Below are 21605 nucleotides of genomic sequence, written 5' to 3' on the forward strand. Positions count from 1 at the left end.
GTCCGACGCAGCTGACTGACGCCGCTGTCTGACGGCTGTCGTACGTCGGTGGCCGGGCGCTCACCCGGGCGGGTGCGCGGCCCGTGCCTCTTCCAGCGTACTTGTCGGGCCGGGGGTTACTTGACGACCGACAGCGGCAGCAACTTCCTGCCGGTCGGTCCGATCTGGATCTCGGTGCTCATCTGCGGGCACACGCCGCAGTCGAAGCACGGGGTCCAGCGGCAGTCGTCGACCTCGGTCTCGTCGAGGGCGTCCTGCCAGTCCTCCCAGAGCCAGTCCTTGTCGAGGCCGGAGTCGAGGTGGTCCCAGGGCAGGACCTCCTCGTAGCCGCGCTCGCGGGTGGTGTACCAGTCGACGTCCACGCCGAACTCGGGAAGGGTCCGCTCGGCGCACTCCATCCAGCGGTCGTAGCTGAAGTGCTCGCGCCAGCCGTCGAAGCGGCCGCCGTCCTCGTAGACCGCGCGGATGACCGCGCCCACCCGGCGGTCACCGCGGGAGAGCAGGCCCTCGACGATGCCGGGCTTGCCGTCGTGGTAGCGGAAGCCAATGGACCGGCCGTACTTCTTGTCACCGCGGATCTTCTCGCGCAGCTTCTCCAGGCGCGCGTCGGTCTCCTCGGCGCTGAGCTGCGGCGCCCACTGGAAGGGGGTGTGCGGCTTGGGGACGAAGCCGCCGATGGAGACGGTGCAGCGGATGTCGTTCTTGCCGGAGACCTCGCGGCCCTTGGCGATGACCTTCGTCGCCATGTCGGCGATCTGCAGCACGTCCTCGTCGGTCTCGGTGGGCAGGCCGCACATGAAGTACAGCTTCACCTGCCGCCAGCCGTTGCCGTAGGCGGTGGCGACGGTCCTGATCAGGTCCTCCTCCGAGACCATCTTGTTGATGACCTTGCGGATGCGCTCGCTGCCGCCCTCGGGGGCGAAGGTGAGGCCGGAGCGGCGGCCGTTGCGGGTCAGCTCGTTGGCGAGGTCGATGTTGAAGGCGTCGACCCGGGTCGAGGGGAGCGACAGGCCGATCTTGTCTTCCTCGTAGCGGTCGGCGAGGCCCTTGGCGATGTCACCGATCTCGGTGTGGTCCGCCGAGGACAGGGACAGCAGGCCGACCTCCTCGAAGCCGGTGGCCTTGAGGCCCTTGTCGACCATCTCGCCGATGCCGGTGATGGACCGCTCGCGCACCGGGCGGGTGATCATGCCCGCCTGGCAGAAGCGGCAGCCGCGGGTGCAGCCGCGGAAGATCTCCACGGACATCCGCTCGTGGACCGTCTCGGCGAGCGGCACCAGCGGCTGCTTCGGGTACGGCCACTCGTCCAGGTCCATGACGGTGTGCTTGGACACCCGCCACGGCACGCCGGAGCGGTTCGGTGCGACGCGGGCGATCCGGCCGTCGGTCAGGTACTCCACGTCGTAGAACTTCGGCACGTAGACGCCGCCGGTGCGGGCGAGGCGGAACAGCAGCTCGTCCCGGCCGCCGGGGCGGCCCTCGGCCTTCCAGGCGCGGATGATCTCGGTCATCTCCAGGACCGCCTGCTCGCCGTCGCCGATCACCGCGCAGTCGATGAAGTCCGCGATCGGCTCGGGATTGAACGCGGCGTGACCACCGGCGACCACGATGGGGTGGTCGTCGCCGCGGTCCGCGGCGTCCAGCGGGATCCCGGCCAGGTCGAGCGCGGTGAGCATGTTGGTGTAGCCGAGCTCGGTGGAGAAGGAGAGGCCGAAGACGTCGAACGCCGCGACCGGGCGGTGCGAGTCGACGGTGAACTGCGGCACCTTGTGCTCGCGCATCAGCTCTTCGAGGTCCGGCCAGACGCTGTACGTGCGCTCGGCGAGCACGCCCTCACGCTCGTTCAGCACCTCGTAAAGGATCATGACGCCCTGGTTGGGCAGACCGACCTCGTACGCGTCCGGGTACATGAGCGCCCAGCGGACGTCGCAGCTCTGCCAATCTTTGACGGTGGAGTTCAGCTCCCCGCCTACGTACTGGATCGGCTTCTGCACATGCGGGAGCAGGGCCTCGAGCTGTGGGAAGACCGACTCGACAGACATCCGGGAGACCTTCGTGAGCGGACAGGGGTGACCCTCAAGCCTAACCCGCCCGGCGGACACCGATTGACGCTCGCTCGGCCGCCCCGCGTCACCGCCGCGAGGCGGGGCGGCCGGGCCGGCGCCGCAGCGCCCCCCGGTGCTTCTCGCGGGAGGCCTCGGCCCACAGCGCGGGCAGTTCCGCCTCCCGCCGGGCCGCCAGGGCCTCCTCCCGCCCGTACATGACACCGAAGGCGAAGGCGCTCTCCCCGGCGGCCTGCGCCTGCTCGGCCAGCTCGCGCAGCGCCCGGCGCGCGACACAGCTGTCCTGGTGGTCGCCGAGCAGCTCCTGCAGCCCGGTCATGAGGTCCGCGAACGCCTTCGCGGGCCGGCCCAGCGCGGGGCGGGCGGCCTCGGCGGCGTAGCGGGCGCGCTTGGCCCCCTTGCGCGCCTCGTGCATGGCGAGGTCCCGGTCCTGCCCGGGAGGAGCGGCGAGAGCGGTGGTGACGAGGGCGGCGAGCCGCCGGTAGTCGCGCTCCACGGCCTCGACGAGCACATCCTCGGGCGGCCGGGTGGCGGCGGGGCGCAGCGGTGGTTCGGCCGAGAGCGCGTCGAGGGCGTTCAGGAGGGCGAGATAGCGGTCCCCGTCCAGGACGCCGAGGAGCCGGTCGCGGGTCCCGCCCCGGCGCTCCCGCGCCCAGGCGCCCAGCCGGGCGGCCACGGGACCGGCGCGCAGCTCGTCCGGGAGTCCGCGCAGCCGCTCTTCCAGCCGGGCGGTGAGCACTTCGCGGTCCCGGTCGATGCCGAGCTCCCCGGCGAGCCATTTCAGCTCGTCGGCGAGGGGGTCGGTGGCGGCCCGGTCCAGGACCTTGCGGAAGGAGCGGAAGGCGCTGCGCAGCCGGCGGGTGGCGACGCGCATGCGGTGGACGGAGTCGGGCGCCTCCAGGCGTACGGCGGGGTCGAGCGCGACGACGGCGGCGAGCTGGGCGCGGACGTAGGCGAGGACGGTGTCGCCGGCCGTGGCCCCGGCGGCCGCGCCCTCCCCTGCCCCGGCCTTCGCCCCCGCCCTCTCCCCCGCCCCTGCCGGGTCGGCTGTCTCGGCCAGGGCCCTGGCCAGCTTGGACGCGGCGGCCGCGCGGCGCACCCCGCCCCGGGTCAGGTGCGATTCGAGCGCGTCGAGGAGCGCCGGGTCGCCGCCCGGGGCGAGCTCCACCTCGACCTCCGTCCACCGCACCGGCTCGCCCGGCTCCGGGGTGAGGCGGCGCGCCGTGACCCGGTCGGCGGACAGCTCGGCGAGCAGGGCTCCGTCGGCGTCCACGAGGTGCCGGACGTCCCGCTCGGACAGCAGGCGGACGAGGGGCACGAGTGCCGCGTCGCGGACGCGGGAGCGTACGAGGGCCGCGAGTTCGGCGGGCAGGGTGTCGGACAGCGGGGCGCGGATCTCGTCCCGGGCGTCCGGCCCGGCCGGCAGCTTGAGGTGCCATCCCGCGTCGCCGCCGCCGGTGCGGCGGCGCAGGGTGACGCCGTGCGCCGCGAGCCGCTGGTCGGCGGTGTCGTAGTACGTGGCGTCCAGGGTGGCCGTGCCCTGGTCCACCACGTCCGCGACCCCGGCGGCCCCGGTCAGGTCCGGGAGCCGGCCGCCGTCGGGGACCTCGTACTTGCGCTCGATCTCACGCACGGTGTCCGCCATGACGCGAATGTACTGCCCTGCGGCGTTGGAGGGCAGACCAGCGGGGCCCGCCAGTAGGGCAGGCCCGTGCGGACCCCGTGCCTCAGGCCGATACGGGGCGCTGCACCCGGATCGACTGGAGCAGGCCCACCGCTATCCACACGGCGAACATCGACGACCCGCCGTACGAGACGAAGGGCAGCGGCAGACCGGCCACCGGCATGATGCCCAGCGTCATGCCGATGTTCTCGAACGCCTGGAAGGCGAACCAGGCGATGATCCCGGCGGCCACGACCGTCCCGTACAGCTCGGTGGTGTCCCGCGCGATGCGGCAGGCGCGCCACAGCACGACGCCGAGCAGCACGATGATCAGGCCCGCCCCGAGGAAGCCCAGCTCCTCCCCCGCGACCGTGAAGACGAAGTCGGTCTGCTGCTCGGGCACGAACTGGCCGGTGGTCTGGGTGCCGTGGAACAGCCCCTTGCCGGTGAGGCCGCCGGAACCGATGGCGATCCGCGCCTGGTTGGTGTTGTAACCGACGCCCGCCGGGTCGAGGGCCGGGTTGGCGAAGGCGGCGAAGCGGTCGATCTGGTACTGGTCCAGGACGCCGAGCTGCCAGACGAGGACGGCGCCGACGACGGCCGCGCCGATCAGTCCCACGATCCACCGGTTGGAGGCTCCGGAGGAGAGCAGCACGGCGAGCACGATGACGGCCATGACCATCACCGAGCCGAGGTCCGGCATCAGCAGCACGACCGCGATGGGCAGCGCGGCGAGCCCGAGGGCCTGGACGACGGTGCGGTGGTCGGGGTTGACGCGGTCCCCCGCGTCCACGCGCGCGGCCAGCAGCATCGCCATCCCCAGAATGATGGTGATCTTGGCGAACTCGGAGGGCTGGAGGGAGAAGCCGCCGCCGATCACGATCCAGGCGTGCGCGCCGTTGATGGTCGAGCCCAGCGGGGTGAGGACGGCCAGCACGAGCAGCACCGACAGCGCATACAGCACGGGCACGGCCCCGCGCAGGGTGCGGTGGCCGAGCCAGATCGTGCCGACGGCCAGCACCAGCCCGATGCCGGTGTTCATGGCGTGCCGGATCAGGAAGTAGTACGGGTCGCCCTGGTTGAGTTCGGTGCGGTTGCGGGTGGCGGAGTAGACGAGGACGGTGCCGATCGCGGACAGGGCGAGCGCGGCGAGCAGCAGTATCCAGTCCAGCCGGCGCACGATCGAGTCGCGCGCCATGAGCTTGCCCCAGGTGCCGCGCTCGGGGGTGAAGCGGCGCGCGGTGTACGTATGCGTCGAAGCGCTCACTGCTGTGTTTCCCGCCTTCCGACCACCTGGATCGGCTTGCCCAGCGGCTGGGCCTCGATGGAGCCGTCGGAGTCGATCTTGGGGAGCTTCGCCTGGGGCTTGGGCAGCAGCGCCTTCTTGTTGTCGATGTTGCCCTTGGCGTCCACCCCGTAGAGGGCGTTGTAGATGTTGCGCACGGCGGGCCCGGAGGCGCCGGAGCCGGTGCCGCCCTGGGAGATCGTCATGACGATCGCGTAGTCCTTGGTGTACGTCGCGAACCACGAGGTCGTCTGCTTGCCGTAGACCTCGGCCGTACCCGTCTTGGCGTGCATCGGGATCTTGTCCTGCGGCCAGCCGCCGAATCGCCAGGCGGCGGTGCCGCGGGTCGCGACTCCCGCGAGGGCCTTGTCTATCTTGCTGCGCGTCTGCTGGGTCATCGGCAGCTTGCCGTGCGACTTCGGCTTGATCTCCTGGACCTTCTTGCCGTCGGCGCTGATGATCGCCTTGCCGATGGTCGGGTCGTACAGCGTGCCGCCGTTGCTGAGCGCGGCGTAGATGGTGGCCATCTGGATCGGGGTGACGAGCGTGTCGCCCTGGCCGATGGAGTAGTTCACGGAGTCACCGGCGCGCATCTTCATCCCCTCGAGGCAGTTCTCGTAGGCGATGCGCCGGCCGTAGTCCCCGTCCTTCTTGCCGTACTTGCACCAGGCGTTCTTGTTGGCCTTCCAGTAGTCCTTCTTCCACTGGCGGTCCGGGATCCGGCCGGTGACCTCGTTGGGGAGGTCGACGCCGGTCTCCTTGCCGAGGCCGAACTGGTGGGCGGTCTTGTAGAACCAGTCGGCGGGGTGCTTCTTGGGCTTGTTGCCGCCGTCCTTCTGCCACTGCTTGTACGCGAGGTCGTAGAACACGGTGTCGCAGGAGACCTCGAGCGCCCGGCCGAGGCTGATCGGGCCGTAGCCCTTGGACTCGAAGTTCTTGAAGACCTGTGAGCCGATGTTGAACGAGCTGCTGCAGTTGTAGCTGCCGTCGAAGGGGTATCCGGCGTTGACCGCCGCGGTGCTCGAGACCACCTTGAAGATCGAGCCGGGGGCCGCCTGGCCCTGGATCGCCCGGTTCAGCAGCGGGTAGTTGGACTTCTTGCCGGTGAGCTTCTTGTAGTCCTTGCCGGAGATGCCGCCGACCCAGGCGTTCGGGTCGTAGGTCGGGTTGGAGGCCATCGCGACCACCCGGCCCGTCTTCGCCTCCATGACCACGACCGCGCCCGCGTCCGCCTCGTACCTGCGGCCCGTGTTCCGGTCCATCTCCTTGCGGGCGTCCTTCATCGCCTGGTCCAGCTCCTTCTCGGCGACGGCCTGCACCCGGGCGTCGATGCTGGTGACCACGTTGGCGCCGGGCTGGGCCCGCTGGCTCTCGGCCTGGCCGATGACCCGGCCGAGGTTGTCGACCTCATAGCGGGTCACCCCGGCCTTGCCGCGCAGCTCGTCGTCGTACTGGCGCTCCAGGCCGTTGCGGCCGACCTGGTCGGAGCGCAGCAGCGGGGACCGGCTGTCCTCGGCCTTCTTGATCTCCTCGTCGGTGACCGGGGAGAGGTAGCCGAGCACCTGCGCGGCGTTGGCGTCGCCCGGGGAGGCGTAGCGGCGCACGGCGGTCGGCTCCGCGCTTATCCCGGGGAAGTCCTCCTCGCGCTCGCGGATCTGCAGGGCCTGCTTGGGGCTGGCCTCGTCGGTGATGGGGATGGGCTGGTACGGGGAGCCGTTCCAGCAGGGCTGGGGCGTCTTGGCGTCGCACAGCCGCACCTTGTCCAGGACGTCCTTGGGCTTCATGTTCAGGACGCCCGCGAGGCGGGTGAGGACGGCCTTCCCGTTGTCCTTCATCTTCATCAGCTCGGTGCGGCTGGCGGAGACGACCAGACGGGTCTCGTTGTCGGCGAGCGGCACGCCGCGGGCGTCCAGTATCGAGCCGCGCACGGCGGGGTGGACGACCTGCTGGACGTGGTTGTTGGCGGCTTCGGCGGTGTATTCGTCGCCGTTGCGGATCTGGAGGTACCACAGGCGGCCGCCGAGGGTGAGCAGCAGCGAGAAGACGATGATCTGGATGGCGACGAGCCGGGTGGTGACGCGCGGGGTCCGCCCGGTCTCAGGAATGTTACTCATGGCGCGTAGCGCCTCCCTTGAGGGTGGCGGTGGGCGACGGGTGGGCATTGCTCACAGGCGCTTGACCCCCTTGAGACGTCCCGTGCTCCGGCCCGCGGCCTTCGCCAGGAGGCCGCCGCGCTGGGTGCCGACGCGGGAGCCGCCGGAGCTGTCGGCCATCGGGTCGTTCTCGCTCTTTCTGGCCATCCCCATGATCAGCGGCACGGTGAAGGGGGCCAGCAGCAGGTCGTACAGCGCCGCGGTGAACAGCAGCTTGCCGAGGCCCACATGGCGGGCGGCGTCGTCGCCGACGAGCTGGCCGACGCCCGCGTACAGCAGGGTGCTGCCGATGGCGGCCGCGACGACCACGAGCATCGGCCCCGTGGCGGACCTGAGCTGGCCGGTCTCGGGCCGGGCGAGGCCCGCGAGATAGCCGATGACGCACAGCACCAGCGCGTAGCGCCCGGCGGCGTGGTCGGCGGGCGGGGCGAGGTCGGCGAGCAGGCCGGCGCCGAAGCCGATGAGCGCGCCACCGGTGTGGCCGTACACCAGCGCGAGGCCGAGGACGACGAGCAGCAGCAGGTCGGGGACGGCGCCGGGCAGTTGCAGCCGGGCGAGCACGCAGACCTGCACGACCAGGGCGATGACCACGAGGAGGGTCGACAGGAGGACCCGGTTCAGTCGCAGCATCGGTCAGCTCCTGTTGGCGGCGGCGCTCGAGGACGAGGACGGTTTGACCGTGACGGTCACCGTGGGCGTCGGCTTGGGCTTGGCGGGCTTGGGCGGCAGCACGGTGTCGCGCGGGTTCTCGCGGGGTGGCTCGACGACGACGCCGACGATGTCGAGCTTGGTGAAGCCGACGAACGGGCGCACCAGCAGGGTGCGGGTCAGATCGCCGCCGGAGGGGTCGACGCGGACCACCTTGCCGACCGGGACGCCGGGCACGAACGGCTTGTTGGCCTGGGAGCCGAAGGTCACCAGCCGGTCGCCCTTCTTGATCTTGGCCTTGCCGTTGAGGAGCTGGACGCGCACCGAGCGGTCGCCCTGGCCGGTGGCGAAGCCGAGTTCACCGGACTTCTCCATGCGGGTGCCGACGGTGAAGTCGGGGTCGATGGCCAGCAGGACGGTGGCCGTGGACGGGCCGACGGTGGTGACCCGGCCGACCAGGCCGTCGCCGTTGATGACGGTCATGTCGCGGCGGATGCCGTCGTCGCGGCCCACGTCGATGGTGACGGTCCAGGAGAAGCCCTGGGCCGCTCCGATGGCGATGACCTGGGCGCCCTTGATGCCGTACTGGCCGGCGCCGGCGGTCTTGCGCAGCTTGTCGAGCTCGACGACGCGGGCGCGGTTGCGGGCGTCGCTGCCCAGCCGCTGCTTGAGTTCCGCGTTCTCCCGCTCCAGGGCGCTGATCCGGTCGTGCCGCTCGTCGGAGTCCCGTACGGCCGCCACGGCGTTGCCGATCGGGTCGACCGCGGACGCGACCCCGTCCTCGACGGGGCCGAAGACGGACGCGGCGGCCTGGCGGGCGCCGTCGAGGGGCGAATCCTCGCCGCCGCGAATGTCCACCGTGATCAGCGCGAACGCGATGGCGACCAGCAGCACCAGGAGCAGCCGGCTCTCTCGTGTGTCCCTCACGTGCGGCGACGTGCCTTCCTCGTCGGAGTCGGACCGGTTACGGCTTCGTCAGGTGTTTTCCTGCGCGTTGCCGGTCATGGGAGCCATATGCCTGTATATCAGTGAACCGCCGCTCCGCCGTACGGGAGGACGGCGGGAAGTCGGCCACCCGTACGGCGGATTCAGCGGGTCGTCATCTGCGGGGCTGGGCGTCCAGGACCTGCTGGAGCGCCTCGAACTCCTCGACGCACTTGCCGGAGCCGAGCGCCACCGAGTCCAGGGGGTCCTCGGCGATGTGGATCGGCATGCCGGTCTCGCGGCGCAGCCGCTCGTCGAGGCCGCGCAGCAGGGCGCCGCCGCCGGTGAGCACGATGCCGCGGTCCATGACGTCGCCGGACAGCTCGGGCGGGCACTTGTCGAGGGTGGTCTTGACCGCGTCGACGATCGCGTTGACCGGCTCCTCCATGGCCTTGCGGACCTCGGCGGCGGAGATCACGACGGTCTTCGGGAGTCCGCTGACCAGGTCGCGGCCGCGGATCTCGGTGTGCTCCTCCTCGCCGGTCTCGAAGGCGGAGCCGATCGTGATCTTGATGTTCTCGGCGGTGCGCTCGCCGAGCAGAAGGCTGTACTCCTTCTTGATGTGCTGGATGATCGCGTTGTCCAGCTCGTCGCCCGCCACCCGGATGGACTGGGCGGTGACGATCCCGCCGAGCGAGATGACGGCGACCTCGGTGGTGCCGCCGCCGATGTCCACCACCATGTTGCCGGTGGCCTCGTGGACGGGCAGGCCGGAGCCGATGGCGGCGGCCATGGGCTCCTCGATGATGTGCACCTGGCGGGCGCCCGCCTGGGTGGAGGCCTCGATGACCGCGCGGCGCTCGACGCCGGTGATGCCGGAGGGCACACAGATGACGACCCGGGGACGGGCGAGGTAGCGGCGCTTGTGGATCTTCAGGATGAAGTAGCGCAGCATCCGCTCGGTGATCTCGAAGTCGGCGATCACACCGTCCTTGAGGGGGCGCACGGCGACGATGTTGCCAGGGGTGCGGCCGATCATCTTCTTCGCTTCCGCACCCACCGCGAGGATTCCGCCGGTGTTGGTGTTGATGGCGACGACGGACGGCTCGTTGAGGACGATCCCGCGGCCCCTGACGTACACCAGCGTGTTGGCGGTCCCGAGGTCGACAGCCATGTCACGGCCGATGAACGACATGTTGTTCCCCATGAGGATGCGTCAGGCCTTCCCACTTGAGCGTTTGCTTGCTGAGGTCGGCAGGATGTGGTGCGCTGCGAGGCGCGGAAGCTCTCATCGTAGTCACGCCCGCTCGAACACGCTGCGGGGGTCCTCCGCCATTGTCAGCAGAACACGGGCCCGCCCCCTGCTAATGGTGACGTCGTGTCGCGGGGATGCGTTCCCCCGTTCGGCCCGCATATGCCGAAGGGCGGCCGAACAATGACGGCCGCCCCTGGTCAGACGGGGTGACGAGGTGATGAACGGTCACCGTTGCCCCATCCGTGTCCCGGCCGGTCCCCCGGGACCGGCCGGGTGCGGACGGTTCAGGCGAGTCCGGGGAAGAAAATCTTGATTTCCCGCTGGGCGGACTCCTCCGAATCGGAGGCGTGGATCAGGTTTTCCCGCACGATGGTGCCGAAGTCGCCGCGGATGGAGCCCGGCGCCGCGGCGATCGGGTCGGTCGGCCCGGCCAGCGCCCGCACGCCCTCGATGACGCGCTCGCCCTCGACGACCAGGGCGACGACCGGGCCGGAGGCCATGAACTCCACCAGCGGCTCGTAGAACGGCTTGCCCACATGCTCGGCGTAGTGCTGCTCCAGGACGTCCCGGCCGAGCTCGCGCAGCTCCAGCGCGCTGATCGTCCAGCCCGCCTTCTTCTCGATGCGGCTCAGGATCTCGCCGACCAGTCCGCGTCGTACGGCGTCGGGCTTGAGAAGGACGAGCGTGCGCTGGGTCACTGCGAGAACTCCTTAGGAACGTGGCATGCGGGTGATGCTGTGCCGCGAAGGCTACATGGGTGAACGACGGCCACGTTACGCAGTGTCAGCACCGGCGGCGGCGAAGCGCGCCTTGGCCTCGTCGACCTTGCGGCCGAAGTGCACCGAGGCCCACCACAGCCCCGCGAACGCCGCGCCCAGGACGTACATGGTGGTGACGATCAGGCCGCTCAGCACCAGGCCGATCTGCAGGGCCCAGCCGATCCGCACCGCGCCGGGGCGGCCGAGCATCCCGCACAGCAGGACGCACAGCGCCATGGCGATGCCGCAGACCGTCCACACCGTGGCCGCGGACAGGCCGGAGGTCTTCATGGCCACCAGGCCCGCGAACCCGATCACGAAGAATTCACCGATCAGGGTGGACGCGCACAGCGTTCGCATATCAGCCCCTTCCCAGGAGCAGCCGGGCCTCGCCGACCGTAATCACGGATCCGGTCACCAGCACTCCCGCGCCGGCGTACTCGCCCTCTTCCTCCGCGAGCGTGATGGCCGCCTCCAGCGCGTCGTCCAGCCGCGGCTCGACCTGCACCCGGTCCGCGCCGAAGACCTCGACGGCGACGGCGGCCAGCTCGTCCGCGTCCATCGCGCGCTGGCTGGAGTTGCGGGTGATCACCACCTCGGCGAAGATCGGCTCGAAGGCCTCCAGAACGCCCCGCACGTCCTTGTCGCCACTCGCGCCCACCACGCCGATCAGCCGGCTGAAGGCGAACGCCTCGGTGACCGCCTCGGCCGCCGCCCGCGCGCCGGCCGGGTTGTGCGCGGCGTCCAGGACCACGGTCGGGCTGCGGCGCACGACCTCCAGACGGCCCGGGGAGGTGACGGAGGCGAAGGCGGTGCGGACGGTGTCGAGGTCGAGCGTGCGGGCGTGCTCCGAGCCGACGCCGAAGAACGCCTCCACGGCGGCCAGCGCCACCGCCGCGTTGTGCGCCTGGTGGGCCCCGTAGAGCGGGAGGAAGACCTCCGGGTACTCCCCGCCCAGCCCGCGCAGGGTCAGCAGCTGCCCGCCGACCGCCACCTCGCGGGAGAGCACGCCGAACTCCATGCCCTCGCGGGCGACCGTGGCGTCCACCTCGACCGCGCGCTTGAGGATCACGGACGCGGCCTCCACGGGCTGCTGCGCCAGCACGACCGTGGCGTCCTGCTTGACTATCCCGGCCTTCTCCGTGGCGATCTGCTCGGGCGTGGTGCCCAGCCGGTCGGTGTGGTCCAGCGAGATCGGCATGATCACCGCGACCCCGGCGTCGATCACATTGGTGGCGTCCCATGTGCCGCCCATGCCGACCTCGACGACCGCGATGTCGACCGGCGCGTCCGCGAAGGCCGCGTACGCCATGCCGGTGAGCACCTCGAAGAACGAGAGCCGGTGCTCCTGCGCGGCGTCGACCATGTCGAGGTACGGCCGGATGTCGCGGTAGGTCTCGATGAACCGCTCGGCGGAGATCGGCGCCCCGTCCAGGCTGATCCGCTCGGTGATCGACTGCACATGCGGGCTGGTGTAGCGGCCGGTGCGCAGCTCGAAGGCGCCCAGCAGCGCCTCGATCATGCGGGCGGTGCTGGTCTTGCCGTTCGTCCCGGTGATGTGGATCGAGGGGTACGCGCGCTGCGGGGAGCCGAGGATGTCCATCAGCGCCTCGACGCGCACCAGCGAGGGGTCCAGCTTGGTCTCGGGCCAGCGCCCCGCCAACTCCGCCTCCACCTCCCGCAGCGCCCGGTCCAGCTCCGGGTCGGCCGGGCGGGAGGGCACGCCGTCCCCCTGCGGCGGCCCGGACTGGGTGCGCAGCGTCCGGCTCCCGGCCTCGATCAAGGCGAGATCGGGGTCGCGGTCGGTCTCGGCTCCGACGATCTCGTCGAACTCGTCGGGTTCCTTCTGGGGGCTCTCGCTCACAACGTCAGTCTACGAGGCAGGTCCGACGATTCCCCGCGACCCCGGCGGCCCCGTCCGAGCACGGTGGTGACCCCGCGCACAGCGAAGCGCCCCCGCCGCCTTCCGCTGGGGCGGCGGGGGCGCTTCGGCGCCGGGTGGGCGGTCAGCCCTGGGGCAGGGCCGCCAACTGGGCGGTGATACGGGCGATGTCGGCCTCGGCGGTCGACTGCCGCATCCGAATCTTCTCCACGACGTGGTCGGGCGCCTTGGCCAGGAAGGCCTCGTTGCCCAGCTTGGCCGTGGTCTGCGCCTTGTCCTTCTCGGCGGCCGCGAGGTCCTTGGCCAGCCGCTTGCGCTCGGCCTCCACGTCGATCGCGCCGGACAGGTCGAGGGCCACGGTCGCGCCCGCGACCGGCAGCGAGGCGGTGGCGGTGAAGCCCTCACCGGCCGGCTGGAGCCGCAGCAGCGACCGCATGGCGTCCTCGTGGGCCATCAGCGGGGTGCCGGACAGCTCGAGGCGCGCCGGGACCTTCTGGCCGGGCTGGAGGCCCTGGTCGGCCCGGAACCTGCGGACCTCGGTGACCACCTGCTGGAGGGTGGTGATCTCCTGCTCGGCCGCCGCGTCGCGGAAGCCGCTGTCGGCCGGCCAGTCGGCGATGACGACGGACTCGCGGCCGGTGAGCGCGGTCCACAGCTTCTCGGTGACGAACGGCACGACCGGGTGCAGCAGCCGCAGCATCACGTCCAGGACCTCGCCGAGCACCCGCCGGGAGGCGTCCGCCGCCGCCCCGCCCTGGGCGAAGGTGGTCTTGGACAGCTCGACGTACCAGTCGAAGACCTCGTCCCACGCGAAGTGGTAGAGGGTGTCCGACAACTTCGCGAACTGGTAGTCCTCGTAGTACGCGTCGACCTCGGCGACCACCGTGTTCAGCCGGGACAGGATCCAGCGGTCGGTCGCGGAGAGCCGCTCGGCGGGGGGCAGTTCGCCCTCGATCGTGGCGCCGTTCATCAGCGCGAAGCGCGTGGCGTTCCAGATCTTGTTGGCGAAGTTGCGGGAGGCCTGGACCCAGTCCTCGCCGATCGGCACGTCCACGCCGGGGTTGGCGCCCCGGGCGAGGGTGAACCGGACCGCGTCCGAACCGTAGCGGTCCATCCAGTCCAGCGGGTTGACCGCGTTCCCGAAGGACTTGGACATCTTCTTGCCGAACTGGTCGCGCACCATGCCGTGCAGGGCGATGGTGTGGAACGGCGGGGTGCCGTCCATCGCGTACAGGCCGAACATCATCATCCGGGCGACCCAGAAGAAGAGGATGTCGTAGCCGGTGACCAGGACCGAGTTCGGATAGAACTTCCGCAGGCTCGCGGTGTCCTCCGGCCAGCCGAGCGTGGAGAACGGCCACAGGCCGGAGGAGAACCAGGTGTCCAGGACGTCGCTGTCCTGGCGCCAGCCCTCGCCGGTGGGCGGCTGCTCGTCCGGCCCGACGCACACGACCTCGCCGTTCGGCCCGTACCAGACCGGGATGCGGTGGCCCCACCACAGCTGGCGCGAGATGCACCAGTCGTGGAGGTTGTCGACCCAGTCGAAGTAGCGCTTGGCCATGTCCTCCGGGTGGATCCTCACCCGGCCGTCGCGGACCGCATCGCCCGCGGCCTTGGCCAGCGGGCCGACCTTGACCCACCACTGCATGGACAGCCGCGGCTCGATGGTCGTCTTGCAGCGCGAGCAGTGGCCGACCGAGTGGACGTACGGCCGCTTCTCGGCGACGATCCGGCCGTCGGCGCGCAGCGCGCCGACGATGGCGCTGCGCGCCTCCAGCCGGTCCAGGCCCTGGAAGGGGCCGTGGGCGGTGATCACCGCGTGCTCGTCCATGACGGTGAGGTTCGGCAGCCCGTGCCGCTGGCCGATCTCGAAGTCGTTGGGGTCGTGGGCCGGGGTGACCTTGACCGCGCCGGTGCCGAACTCCGGGTCGACGTGCTCGTCGGCGACGATCGGGATGCGGCGGCCGGTGAGCGGCAGCTCGATCTCGGTGCCGACCAGGTGGCGGTAGCGCTCGTCGTCGGGGTGGACGGCGACCGCGGTGTCGCCGAGCATCGTCTCGGCGCGGGTGGTGGCGACGACGATCGAGTCGTCCCCCTCGCCGTACCGGATCGAGACCAGCTCGCCGTCGTCGTCCTGGTACTCCACCTCGATGTCGGAGATGGCCGTCAGACAGCGCGGACACCAGTTGATGATCCGCTCGGCGCGGTAGATCAGCTCGTCGTCGTAGAGCTTCTTGAAGATCGTCTGGACGGCCTTGGACAGCCCCTCGTCCATGGTGAAGCGCTCGCGGTTCCAGGCGACGCCGTCGCCCAGGCGCCGCATCTGGCCGGAGATCTGCCCGCCCGAGGTGGCCTTCCACTGCCAGACCCGCTCGACGAACGCCTCGCGGCCCAGGTCGTGGCGGGAGACACCCTCCTTGGCGAGCTCGCGCTCGACCACGTTCTGGGTGGCGATGCCGGCGTGGTCCATGCCGGGCTGCCACAGCGTCTCGTAGCCCTGCATGCGCTTGCGCCGGGTGAGCGCATCGATGATGGTGTGCTCGAAGGCATGGCCGAGGTGGAGCGAGCCGGTGACGTTGGGCGGGGGGATGACGATGGTGTAGGGCTCTTTGCCGCTGTTCTCGTCCGCCTCGAAGTAACCGCGCTCTACCCAGCGCTCGTACAGCTGCCCCTCTACATCGGCCGGCGCGTACTGGGTCGGCAGTTCGGGGTGGCTGTTGGGCCCTCTGTCGGGGCGCTGCTGAGAGTTCTCGGTCACGACCGCAGTCTAAAGGGCCGCGGCACTCCGTTACGAACCCGTTGTGGCCCCGCCGCGAAGGGAGGGCGACGCGTCAGGAAGGATGTTGCGCACCTGTCATGCGCATCAAGGAGAGGGCACGATGAGCTACCACCAGCCGCCGCCGCAGCCCGGGCCCTACGGGGCGCAGCCGGGTCCGTACGGCGCCGGCCAGCAGCCGCCCGTGCCCAACAATCCCTATGCCCAGCAGCCCGGCTACGGCTATCCGCAGCAGTACAGGCAACCACAGGGCGGGCAGCCGCCGCAGGGCGGTCAGCAACCGGGCGGGCAGCCGCAGGGCGGCTACGGCGCTCCCGGCGGTGCGTACGGGGGCTACGGTCAGCCGAGCCAGTACGGCGGGCCGAATCCGTACGCCCAGCCGCCGCAGCAGCAGGCGCCGCCCCCGCAGCAGACGCCGGGGTCCGGCTACGGCTATCCGCAGCCGCAGCCGCCCGCGCAGGGCGGCCGCCGCCGGGGCCGGGCCGCGGGCATCGCGGTGGGGGTGATCGTGGCCCTGGGGGCCGCGGCCGGCGGGGCCTGGCTCCTGCTCGGCGGGGGCGCGGACGGCCCGTACAAACTGACCACCCCGAAGACGGTCGCCGGCGACTACCAGCGCCAGGGGGCCGGCACGGACGAGAACGACCTGTCCGAGGCCGGCAAGAAGGATCTGCAGCAGGTGCCGGTCGTGAACGATCCGCACCTGGTGGCGGCCGACTACCAGTCCTCGGGGAAGAACATGATGAAGTTCACCGGGGTCTGGGGCGAGGTGACCGATCCCAAGCGGGGCGCGGACCTGTCCTTGGCGGTCATCGTCAAGGCGCTGCAGGACAACGGCACGGCGCAGGCCCAGGGCGGCGCCCAGGAGTTCTCGCCGAAGGGCTTCGACGGGGACGTCCTGAAGTGCCAGATGTTGAAGTTCACCGCGGATCAGGGATCCGTGGAGGCGCCCGCGTGCGTCTGGGGCGACAAGGACACCTTGGGCGTCACCGTGATGGTGGACCCGGCGGCCGCGGTCCTGGGCAGCGGCGGCATGTCACTGCGCGAGGCCGCGGAACTCACCGTCAAGGTGCGCGACGACGCGCGCGTCGAGATCGACAACTAGATCGACAGCCGGGACAACCGGCAACACAACGAAGGACAGACATGAGCTACAACCAGCCGGGCCCGTACGGCCAGCAGCCCCAGCAGCCGGGTCCCTACGGACAGGGCGGCGCGGCCGGGCAGCCCGGCTACGGCTACCCCCAGCAGGGCGGCTACCCCCAGCAGGGGGGCTACGGCCAGCCGGGGCCGTACGGCCAGCCGCAGCAGCCGCCGCAGCCCCAGCCCGGCTACGGCTACCCGCAGCAGCCGCAGGCCGGCCCCTACGGCCAGCCCCAGCAGCCGTACGGGCAGCCGGGCATGCCCGGGCCGTACCAGCCGGCGCCCCCGCCGAGCGGCGGCAACAAGAAGGGCCTGGCGATAGCCATCGGCGCGGTGGTCGTGGTGGCCGCGGTGGTCGGCGGCATCCTGCTGTTCAACAACAAGGACGACGACAAGGGCGGCAGCGGCGGCAACGGGGGCGGCGGCAAGAAGGTCGTCGCCGACGACGGCAAGCGCTACAAGCTGATCACGCCCGAGACGGTGGCCGGTGAGTACACCAAGGACGCCTCCAAGGGCGGCAGCACGCTGAACGAGAGCGACAAGGCCGACTTCGAGAAGCTGGGCGTGCAGAACGCGGAGGACGCCGGCGCCAGCTACAAGGCCGGCGAGGGCATGAGCCAGAAGGTCATGCAGTTCAACGGGTTGTGGGGCAAGATCGACAACCCCCAGGCCGTGGTGGACGGCGCGTTCGCCAAGATCTCGCAGGAGGCCGAGAAGGACTCCAGCGTCAACGGCGGCGGCGAGGCCAAGCTCGAGGGCAGCCCGCAGTCGGTCACCCCGGCCGGTCTGGACGACGCGGTGATGAAGTGCCAGAACGTGAAGTTCACCGGCACCACCCAGGCCACCAAGAGCTTCACCATCCCGCTGTGCATGTGGGCCGACCACAGCACCGTCGGCTATGTGGTGGTCTCCGACGTCTCGTCCGCGCTCTCCGGCGGGGGCATGTCGATCGACACCGCGGCCGAGACCACCGCCAAGGTCCGCAAGGACGTCCGCGTGGAGATCAAGTAGCCGCCCGCCCAGCGAAGTCCACAGGCCGCAGCCCGGAGGGGAATCCCCACACATGAGCTACAACCAGCCGCCGCCGCAGCCCGGCCCCTACGGCGGAGGCCAGTCCGGCCCCAACCCGTACGCGGGCGGTCAGCCCAACCCGTACGGCGGGGCCCAGCAACCGTCCGCGGAGCCCAATCCGTACGCGCAGGCGCAGCCGGGGTACGGCTACCCCCAACAGCCGCCGCAGCAGCCGGGCTACGGTTATCCCCAGCAGCCGGCCGCGCCGTACGGCCAGCCCCAGCCGCCCTTCCCCGGGCCCGGGGCGCCCGGCGGGGGCCGTAACAAGACGAAGATCATCGCGATCTCGGCGGCGGCTCTGGTGGTGGTCGGGGCGGTCGTCACCGGCGCCGTGGTGCTCAGCAAGGGCGACGGCAAGCCCGAGGCGATGAAGCTGGTCACCCCCAAGACGCTCGACGACGGCACGTACACGCTGGACAAGGGCACCAAGGACCTGGAGAACGAGGGCACCAGCGTGCAGGACCGGATGCCCGAGGGCGCCACCTCGGTGCTGGCCCAGTACACGCGCGCCGACGACGCGAACTCGGGGCTGGCCTTCTCCGGTGTGTACGGGGAGTTCAGCGACCCCGACAAGGTCCGGGACGAGATGTTCAAGGGCTTCTCGGGCGGGGACGCCTCCCCGACGGTGGAGAAGAAGCGCAAGGAGTTCCGGCCCGAGGGCGCGGACGGGCCGAGCATAGAGTGCGAAGTCGTCAAGATGTACGACCGGATCTCCGCCCCGGCGTGTGCCTGGGCGGAGAAGACGGACGCGGCGATGGTCCTGGACGTCAACGCGGACAGCACGAGCGCGGACGACGCCGACATGGAGGCGTTCGCCAAGGTGACCGCGGGCATCTACAAGGCCACCCGCAAACCGGCCTGAGAGACGCGCCGAGACGCGAGGAGGGCCCTGGGGTTCCCAGGGCCCTCCTCGCGTCTTGTGGCGCCTTCTGGCGGCTCTTACGCGCTCTTCTCGTGGCGCTCGCCCGGCTCGCCGCCGCGGGTGCGGGGCACCAGCGTCGGGTTGACGTTGGAGTGGACCACGTCCTCGGTGATGACGACGCGGGCGACGTCCTTGCGCGACGGCACCTCGTACATCGCCGACATCAGGACCTCTTCGATGATGGCGCGCAGACCGCGCGCGCCGGTGCCGCGCAGGATCGCCTGGTCGGCGATGGCCTCCAGGGCCGGGCGGTCGAAGTGCAGCTCGACGCCGTCGAGTTCGAAGAGCCGCTGGTACTGCTTGACCAGCGCGTTCCTCGGCTCGACGAGGATCTGCAGCAGCGCCTCGCGGTCGAGGTTGTGGACGGAGGTGATGACCGGGAGGCGGCCGATGAACTCCGGGATCATCCCGAACTTCACCAGGTCCTCCGGCATGACCTCCTGGAACTGGTCGCTCGCCTCGATCTCGCGCTTGGAGCGGATCGTGGCGCCGAAGCCGATGCCCTTGGCGCCGGCCCGCGCCTCGATGATCTTCTCCAGACCGGCGAAGGCGCCGCCCACGATGAACAGCACGTTCGTCGTGTCGATCTGGATGAACTCCTGGTGCGGGTGCTTGCGGCCGCCCTGCGGCGGCACCGAGGCGGTGGTGCCCTCGAGGATCTTCAGCAGCGCCTGCTGGACGCCCTCGCCGGAGACGTCACGGGTGATCGAGGGGTTCTCGCTCTTGCGGGCCACCTTGTCGATCTCGTCGATGTAGATGATGCCCGTCTCGGCCTTCTTGACGTCGTAGTCGGAGGCCTGGATCAGCTTCAGGAGGATGTTCTCCACGTCCTCGCCGACATAGCCCGCCTCGGTGAGCGCGGTCGCGTCGGCGATGGCGAACGGGACGTTGAGCATCCGGGCGAGGGTCTGCGCCAGCAGGGTCTTGCCGGAGCCGGTCGGGCCGAGCAGCAGGATGTTGGACTTCGCCAACTCGATGCCGTCGTCGCGGTTGTGGGCGCTGTTCTCGCCGGCCTGGACCCGCTTGTAGTGGTTGTAGACGGCGACGGAAAGCGCCTTTTTCGCGGCCTCCTGGCCGACGACGTAGCCCTCGAGGAACTCGTAGATCTCGCGCGGCTTGGGGAGTTCCTCCCAGCGCACCTCGGAGGTCTCGGCGAGCTCCTCCTCGATGATCTCGTTGCAGAGGTCGATGCACTCATCGCAGATGTACACACCCGGGCCCGCGATGAGCTTCTTCACCTGCTTCTGGCTCTTCCCGCAGAACGAGCACTTGAGCAGGTCGCCGCCGTCACCGATGCGTGCCACGAGGTGATTCCCCTTCGCCTTGGATCCGCTTTGTTCCCACGAATCCGGGTGCTTGCGCTGCGCTTTCTGCTGCTGTTACCGGGGGCGGACCCCAGCCCCCTATGAACGGTACCTTGCCCGGGGCCCGGTTCGGGCCCCCCTTGGCCCTACTCGGTGCGAGGGGGGCGCCGATACCGGAGTGTCAGCCCAGGCCGACCGAGGTCTTGCGGGTCGAGACGATCTGGTCGATCAGGCCGTAGGACAGCGATTCCTCGGCCGTGAGGATCTTGTCCCGCTCGATGTCGTCGCGGATCTTCTCGATCGGCGTCGTGGAGTGCTTGGCCAGCATCTCCTCGAGCTGCGAGCGCATCCGCAGGATCTCGTTGGCCGCGATCTCCAGGTCGGAGACCTGGCCGCGCCCGGTCTCGCTGTACGGCTGGTGGATCAGCACGCGGGCGTTCGGCAGCGCCATCCGCTTGCCGGGCGTGCCGGCGGACAGCAGCACGGCGGCGGCGGAGGCCGCCTGGCCCATGCAGACCGTCTGGATGTCGGGCTTGACGAACTGCATCGTGTCGTAGATGGCGGTCAGCGCGGTGAACGAGCCGCCGGGCGAGTTGATGTAGATCGAGATGTCGCGGTCCGGGTCCATCGACTCCAGGCACAGCAGCTGCGCCATGACGTCGTTGGCCGAGGCGTCGTCGATCTGCACGCCGAGGAAGATCACGCGCTCCTCGAAGAGCTTGGCGTACGGGTCGTACTCCCGGATGCCCTGGGAGGTCCGCTCGACGAAGCGCGGGACCACGTAGCGGGCCTCGGCCTGCGGGCCGGCGTAGCGGGCGTGCAGGCCGCTACCGGGCTGGTTCTGGGTGTTCACATGCACCGTCCTGGTGATGAGCAGTGGTCTGGGTCGGCTGGGGGCGGGGGGATCAGGCCCCGGTGCCGCCGCCGCCCGGGATGTGTGCGGCGGAGGCGATGACCTCGTCGACCAGGCCGTACTCCTTGGCCTCCTCGGCGGAGAACCAGCGGTCGCGGTCGGAGTCGCGGGTGATCTGCTCAACGGTCTGGCCGGTGTGGAGAGCGGTGAGCTCGGCCATCTTCTTCTTGGTGCGCAGCAGCTGCTCGGCGTGGATCTTGATGTCCGACGCGGAGCCCGCGAGGCCGGCGGACGGCTGGTGGATCAGGATCTCCGCGTTCGGCAGCGCGAAGCGCTTGCCGGGGGTGCCCGCGCTCAGCAGGAACTGGCCCATCGAGGCGGCCAGGCCCATGGCGATGGTGATCACGTCGTTCTTGATGTACTGCATGGTGTCGTAGATCGCCATGCCGGCCGTGATCGAGCCGCCCGGGGAGTTGATGTAGAGGTTGATGTCCTTGTCCGGCTCCGCGGCGAGCAGAAGCAGCTGCGCGGTGATCTTGTTGGCGATTTCGTCGTCGACCGGCTGGCCGAGGAAGATGATCCGCTCACCGAGCAGCCGGTTGTAGACCTGGTCGCCGAGGCCTCCGAAGGTCGGCTCGCCGGCGGCGGAAGGCATCGTATTCGTCACGTATCCACCTGCTCGTCTCTGACGGCGACTGGCCGTCTCAGCGTCTTCTTCTGGGACGCGGGGGCGTAACCGCCGGTATGCTCCGGCGGGCTCGTGGGACTCCCCTGCCCTCGTATCTACGGACCCTAACGCGCTGGTCGGCGGCGGCCATCCCGCATCAGGAACTGTTCGCTCTGAGCGCAGGTTCCGGGCCCGGGGCGGGCCGGGCGGGGGGCGGGGCGCCGGGGATTCGCTCCGGGGG

17 protein-coding genes are annotated in these 21605 nt (G+C 70.5%); 3 read left to right on the forward strand and 14 right to left on the reverse strand.

Annotation, left to right across the window (positions count from 1 at the left end; translation table 11 throughout):
• Positions 1 to 116: 116 nt before the first annotated feature.
• The 11 genes from BBH68_RS05625 to BBH68_RS05675 all read right to left on the reverse strand — a co-directional run bounded on the left by BBH68_RS05625 (position 117) and on the right by BBH68_RS05675 (position 15389).
• Positions 117 to 2042 (reverse strand): TIGR03960 family B12-binding radical SAM protein, encoded by a 1926-nt coding sequence (locus tag BBH68_RS05625; protein ID WP_065959309.1) that lies wholly within the window; start codon positions 2040 to 2042, stop codon positions 117 to 119.
• Between the two features lie 88 nt (positions 2043 to 2130).
• Positions 2131 to 3708, reverse strand: a complete 1578-nt coding sequence (locus tag BBH68_RS05630) for a CYTH and CHAD domain-containing protein (protein WP_065959311.1) — start codon at positions 3706 to 3708, stop codon at positions 2131 to 2133.
• An 82-nt stretch (positions 3709 to 3790) separates the two neighbouring features.
• The gene (gene rodA, locus BBH68_RS05635) at positions 3791 to 4924 is read right to left on the reverse strand and encodes a rod shape-determining protein RodA (protein ID WP_245737910.1); all 1134 of its coding nucleotides are present in this window, start codon (positions 4922 to 4924) and stop codon (positions 3791 to 3793) included.
• A 65-nt stretch (positions 4925 to 4989) separates the two neighbouring features.
• A complete protein-coding gene (gene mrdA / locus BBH68_RS05640; protein WP_065959315.1) occupies positions 4990 to 7125 on the reverse strand; it encodes a penicillin-binding protein 2 in 2136 nt (711 codons plus the stop codon).
• 51 nt (positions 7126 to 7176) lie between these two features.
• Entirely contained in the window at positions 7177 to 7791 is a 615-nt protein-coding gene (gene mreD, locus BBH68_RS05645) for a rod shape-determining protein MreD (protein WP_065959371.1), read from the reverse strand.
• 6 nt (positions 7792 to 7797) lie between these two features.
• Positions 7798 to 8739, reverse strand: a complete 942-nt coding sequence (gene mreC / locus BBH68_RS05650; RefSeq protein ID WP_065959317.1) for a rod shape-determining protein MreC — start codon at positions 8737 to 8739, stop codon at positions 7798 to 7800.
• Between the two features lie 172 nt (positions 8740 to 8911).
• On the reverse strand, positions 8912 to 9931 hold the full coding sequence (locus tag BBH68_RS05655) for a rod shape-determining protein (RefSeq protein ID WP_065959322.1): 1020 nt from the start codon (positions 9929 to 9931) through the stop codon (positions 8912 to 8914).
• A 344-nt stretch (positions 9932 to 10275) separates the two neighbouring features.
• Positions 10276 to 10689, reverse strand: a complete 414-nt coding sequence (gene ndk / locus BBH68_RS05660) for a nucleoside-diphosphate kinase (RefSeq protein WP_065959326.1) — start codon at positions 10687 to 10689, stop codon at positions 10276 to 10278.
• Between the two features lie 75 nt (positions 10690 to 10764).
• Entirely contained in the window at positions 10765 to 11109 is a 345-nt protein-coding gene (locus BBH68_RS05665; protein WP_065959327.1) for a DUF4233 domain-containing protein, read from the reverse strand.
• 1 nt (position 11110) lies between these two features.
• Entirely contained in the window at positions 11111 to 12613 is a 1503-nt protein-coding gene (gene folC, locus BBH68_RS05670) for a bifunctional tetrahydrofolate synthase/dihydrofolate synthase (protein ID WP_065959329.1), read from the reverse strand.
• A gap of 142 nt (positions 12614 to 12755) precedes the next feature.
• Complete coding sequence (locus BBH68_RS05675) at positions 12756 to 15389, reverse strand: valine--tRNA ligase (RefSeq protein ID WP_065959330.1); 2634 nt, start codon at positions 15387 to 15389, stop codon at positions 12756 to 12758.
• A 121-nt stretch (positions 15390 to 15510) separates the two neighbouring features.
• Between BBH68_RS05675 and BBH68_RS05680 the strand changes: the two genes are divergently transcribed.
• From BBH68_RS05680 to BBH68_RS05690, 3 genes are read left to right on the forward strand one after another with little or no spacing between them, the layout of a single operon-like run.
• Entirely contained in the window at positions 15511 to 16509 is a 999-nt protein-coding gene (locus tag BBH68_RS05680; protein ID WP_065959332.1) for a hypothetical protein, read from the forward strand.
• A 41-nt stretch (positions 16510 to 16550) separates the two neighbouring features.
• Positions 16551 to 17558 (forward strand): hypothetical protein, encoded by a 1008-nt coding sequence (locus BBH68_RS05685; protein WP_065959333.1) that lies wholly within the window; start codon positions 16551 to 16553, stop codon positions 17556 to 17558.
• Positions 17559 to 17610: 52 nt separating this feature from the next.
• The gene (locus tag BBH68_RS05690) at positions 17611 to 18480 is read left to right on the forward strand and encodes a hypothetical protein (RefSeq protein ID WP_065959337.1); all 870 of its coding nucleotides are present in this window, start codon (positions 17611 to 17613) and stop codon (positions 18478 to 18480) included.
• Between the two features lie 77 nt (positions 18481 to 18557).
• Here the strand turns inward: BBH68_RS05690 and clpX are convergent, their stop codons facing one another.
• The 3 genes from clpX to BBH68_RS05705 all read right to left on the reverse strand — a co-directional run bounded on the left by clpX (position 18558) and on the right by BBH68_RS05705 (position 21364).
• The gene (gene clpX, locus BBH68_RS05695) at positions 18558 to 19844 is read right to left on the reverse strand and encodes an ATP-dependent Clp protease ATP-binding subunit ClpX (protein ID WP_065959338.1); all 1287 of its coding nucleotides are present in this window, start codon (positions 19842 to 19844) and stop codon (positions 18558 to 18560) included.
• Positions 19845 to 20025: 181 nt separating this feature from the next.
• Positions 20026 to 20697, reverse strand: a complete 672-nt coding sequence (locus tag BBH68_RS05700; RefSeq protein ID WP_065959341.1) for an ATP-dependent Clp protease proteolytic subunit — start codon at positions 20695 to 20697, stop codon at positions 20026 to 20028.
• A gap of 52 nt (positions 20698 to 20749) precedes the next feature.
• Positions 20750 to 21364 (reverse strand): ATP-dependent Clp protease proteolytic subunit, encoded by a 615-nt coding sequence (locus BBH68_RS05705; protein ID WP_065959342.1) that lies wholly within the window; start codon positions 21362 to 21364, stop codon positions 20750 to 20752.
• Positions 21365 to 21605 lie beyond the last annotated feature (241 nt).

The sequence above is a fragment of the Streptomyces sparsogenes genome (genome assembly GCF_001704635.1).
GTDB lineage: Bacteria > Actinomycetota > Actinomycetes > Streptomycetales > Streptomycetaceae > Streptomyces > Streptomyces sparsogenes.